Here is a 3,284-nt window from a genome sequence, read left to right as displayed (position 1 = left end):
GCCGCCGAGGCCGGGATCGATCTCTCGATCGAGGAGTTCGACGAAATTTCCAAAAGGACGCCGAAGATCGCGAACCTCCAGCCGGGCGGGACGAAGACGATGAACGACCTCCACGGGGAGGGCGGCGTGCCGGTCGTGATCCGCCGGCTCCTCGACGCCGGACTGTTCCACGGCGACGCGATGACCGTCACCGGTCGGACGATCGCCGAAGAACTGGACGAACTCGACCTCCCCGACGACGACGAAATCACCGGCGACTTCATCTACACCGTCGACGACCCCTACCAGGAGGAGGGCGCGATCAAGATCCTCACCGGCAACCTCGCGCCCGACGGCGCGGTCCTGAAGGTCACCGGCGACGACAAGTTCCACCACGTCGGCCCCGCACGGATCTTCGAGGGCGAGGAGGAGGCGATGCGGTACGTCCAGGAAGGCCACATCGAATCGGGCGACGTGCTCGTGATCCGCAACGAAGGCCCCCAGGGCGGCCCCGGGATGCGCGAGATGCTGGGCGTCACCGCCGCGGTCGTCGGCCAGGGTCACGAGGACGACGTCGCGCTCCTGACCGACGGTCGGTTCTCGGGGGCGACCCGCGGCCCGATGGTGGGCCACGTCGCGCCCGAGGCCGCGGTGGGCGGCCCGGTCGCGCTCCTGGAGGACGGCGACGAGGTCACCGTCGACATCCCCGAGCGCGAACTCTCGGTCGACCTGGACGACTCGGAACTCGACGCGCGGAGGGAGGCGTGGGAGCCCGGCGAACCCGCGTACACCTCCGGCGTGCTCGCAAAGTACGGGAACGACTTCGGCTCGGCTGCGAACGGTGCGGTGACGAACCCGGGCGCGAAGCAGTGATCCGGTAGCGGTCGTTTGCTCCAGCGTTTCGAGCGAGGCGGACACGCCGGACGGCCTCGCCGGTGATATAGGCCCCGTAGCGCTGCTGCGTCGGGTCCGTGAGGGGCGTGACGCGCTCGATGACGTTCCGGAGTTTCCGTTCCCGCTGCCGGACCGTCCGGATCGACTGGTGGTGCTCGATGGCGTTCGAGACGGCGTTGGCCGGTGCGGTTAACAGTCCGTGGACGGGTGCTTCTGGAGGGAGTCGGTCACGCCCGCCGGGGTCGCGTCGCTCGGGATCTCCTCGGTTCCCTTCCCGGTGAACAGTATGAACGGGATCTCGGGGGAGTCGTTTCGGACGTCCCGGAGGAACTCGGTCCCGGTACAGCCGGGCCTGTCGTAATCGGAGGTCACGCAGTCGAACGCGCGTCCGGCGAGTTGGTCCAAGCCGTGACTGGCGCCGGGCGCCTGCACGAGCGTAAACCGGTCGTTTTCACGCTCCAGGAAGACGCCAACCATCTCGAAAAGTCGGAATCGTCGTCGACGTGAAGGATACTGAACGGCCCGTTTTCGGGCCGTCGGGACGGCGGAGAACCCATCAGACCGCCCGCGTGAGGCCGACGATCCACTCGCGGACGCTACGTGCCGGGGGCCGGTCGCAGTCGGCGAGGCCACCGCCGGGTGTCCGTCCCGGGGTGGTGCCCTAACCGAGGGCGCCCGTGTGACGGACTGCCGTGTCGCTCACCCCGGCGTCACCTCGATTACGTCACCGGACCTGACCGTGATTTCGCACCCGCTGTACTGGAAGGTCACTCGGTTCCCCGACGGGCAGTCGGCGGGAAACAGCGCGTCCAGCGCGTCGCCATCGATGCTCTCGTACAGCGGGTCGAGTTCCAACGGGTCTACCCCGGTGACGGTCGAGACGACGGAGACAACTGCGAAACTCGGCGCCGCCCGCGTAGCGTCGTACGTGAGACGATACTGGCCGTCCCGTTCATCGAACCCGTCGACGAACGCAGCGTCCGTCAGCTCCGACCCTACTACGGAGTCGTCGGGTCCCCGACGGTCGTCCGCCGGCCGCGTGTCGGCTGGTGGTTCGTCGTCACGCCTCGCTGTACGTTCCATATCCTCGCTAGGGGAGCCGGCGGGATTCGTCTGGCTTTTTCGTCCGAAAGGTGTTTTTAAGCCGTTACTCGAGGCGCACGAGTGTGCTGGAAACCAACCGGCTGGTCCCCCGTTGCAGTCGAGAGCCGACGGCCTGCGGCGAGATTCCGAGGTCGTTCGCGACGTCCTGGCGAGTCGCCTTCCGGGGAACGTCGTAGTAGCCCAGCGCGTACGCCACAGTCATCGCTTCGCGCTGTGTGTCGGTCAGGTCGTACTCCTGGCCCGACTCGACCGACGAGAGGGCGTGGAGTTTCGTCAGTTCGAGCGGGACGTCGTGGTCGCCACAGTACGACTGGAAGTCGGCGAGGGCGTCGCGCGATTCGGCCCGAAACTCGAACGACCAGTGGTCCTCCCTCCCGAGCGCCGAAAGGAGGCTCACGTCGGTTTCAATGATTGCGGTCAGAACGCTCTCGTACGCCAGATCCCAGTCGATTCGGATGAACGCCGCCCCGGCAACCTCGTCGACCACCCGGATGTCGTGGATCCCCGAGTGGGCGACGTTCTCCATCGAGATGCTCTCGATTTCGACGCCCCGGACCCAGAAGTACGGGACGATGAACTCGTCCGTCGGAACCACGCGGTCCAGTTCGATCTCGGCGGTGGGAAACTCCGAGAAGACGGCAGCCAGTGGGAACTCGCCGTCGGTCGCGGAGAACGTCGCCTCAATCGCCATACGCACACCGTGGATACCCGTCGAAGCGCGGGCGTGTGTGTAACATGGTCGACTACGGGGCCGAGGTCTCGGGTTGTTCCGGCGTCGGCCGTGCGAGGGCCGCTCTGATGGCAGCGGCGAGGAGCAGGACCGCCTCCCTGTGGTCGCCCTTTGATGCGTGGATGGCGTTCGCGTTGATGCCGAGTGCGTCGTATTCGTCCCAGATCTCAGCCGGGACGACACCCTGGTCGACCAGCGACCTCGCGGTTTCGACGAGCAAGCCGTGGAGGTGGACGAGTTCCTGTTTTCGTATGTGTTCGTGGACGTGCGGTCGGCGTTCCTGATGCCCCTATTTCGAGCCGAGCGGTATCAACCGGTCACGTTTTGACCCGCTGCCGTGTTTTCGCAAACCGGATGAACGGCACGCGGGTCGGGGACGCCGGGGTCCGCAACGCAGGGGGTTCGCTCCGGTGACAGAAGGGCGGGAGGCGGTCACGCGGTGGGACGGTGAACGTCCCGAGGCCGGTTCACGCGGGCGAACGGAAAACGTCGCGGTAGCAGTTCACGCGGTCGAACCGAAAACGTCGCGGTAGCAGTTCACGCGGTCGAACCGAAAACGTCGCGGTGGCGTGTGACT

At 66.6% G+C, this 3,284-nt stretch carries 5 protein-coding genes; 1 reads left to right on the top strand and 4 read right to left on the bottom strand.

Going from position 1 to position 3,284, the window contains the following annotated elements; translation table 11 throughout:
* Nucleotides 1-852, top strand: an 852-nt coding sequence (locus Q0925_RS02330) for a dihydroxy-acid dehydratase (RefSeq protein WP_299331462.1), incomplete at its 5' end; no start/stop codon positions are given.
* A 210-nt stretch (nt 853-1,062) separates the two neighbouring features.
* On the opposite strand, the gene Q0925_RS02325 is transcribed toward Q0925_RS02330, so the two are convergent.
* The 4 genes from Q0925_RS02325 to Q0925_RS02310 all read right to left on the bottom strand — a co-directional run bounded on the left by Q0925_RS02325 (nt 1,063) and on the right by Q0925_RS02310 (nt 2,960).
* Entirely contained in the window at nt 1,063-1,350 is a 288-nt protein-coding gene (locus tag Q0925_RS02325) for a response regulator (RefSeq protein ID WP_299331459.1), read from the bottom strand.
* A gap of 222 nt (nt 1,351-1,572) precedes the next feature.
* Nucleotides 1,573-1,956: a HalOD1 output domain-containing protein gene (locus Q0925_RS02320; RefSeq protein ID WP_299331457.1), complete on the bottom strand. Its 384-nt coding sequence runs from the start codon at nt 1,954-1,956 to the stop codon at nt 1,573-1,575.
* Between the two features lie 64 nt (nt 1,957-2,020).
* Nucleotides 2,021-2,668, bottom strand: a complete 648-nt coding sequence (locus tag Q0925_RS02315) for a helix-turn-helix domain-containing protein (protein WP_299331454.1) — start codon at nt 2,666-2,668, stop codon at nt 2,021-2,023.
* Between the two features lie 52 nt (nt 2,669-2,720).
* On the bottom strand, nt 2,721-2,960 hold the full coding sequence (locus Q0925_RS02310; RefSeq protein ID WP_299331465.1) for a UPF0058 family protein: 240 nt from the start codon (nt 2,958-2,960) through the stop codon (nt 2,721-2,723).
* Between the last annotated feature and the right edge of the window lie 324 nt (nt 2,961-3,284).

The sequence above is a fragment of the Haloplanus sp. genome, assembly GCF_028275055.1.
In the GTDB taxonomy this organism is placed as follows: Archaea; Halobacteriota; Halobacteria; order Halobacteriales; family Haloferacaceae; genus Haloplanus.
This window is presented reverse-complemented; position numbering and strand designations above follow the sequence as displayed.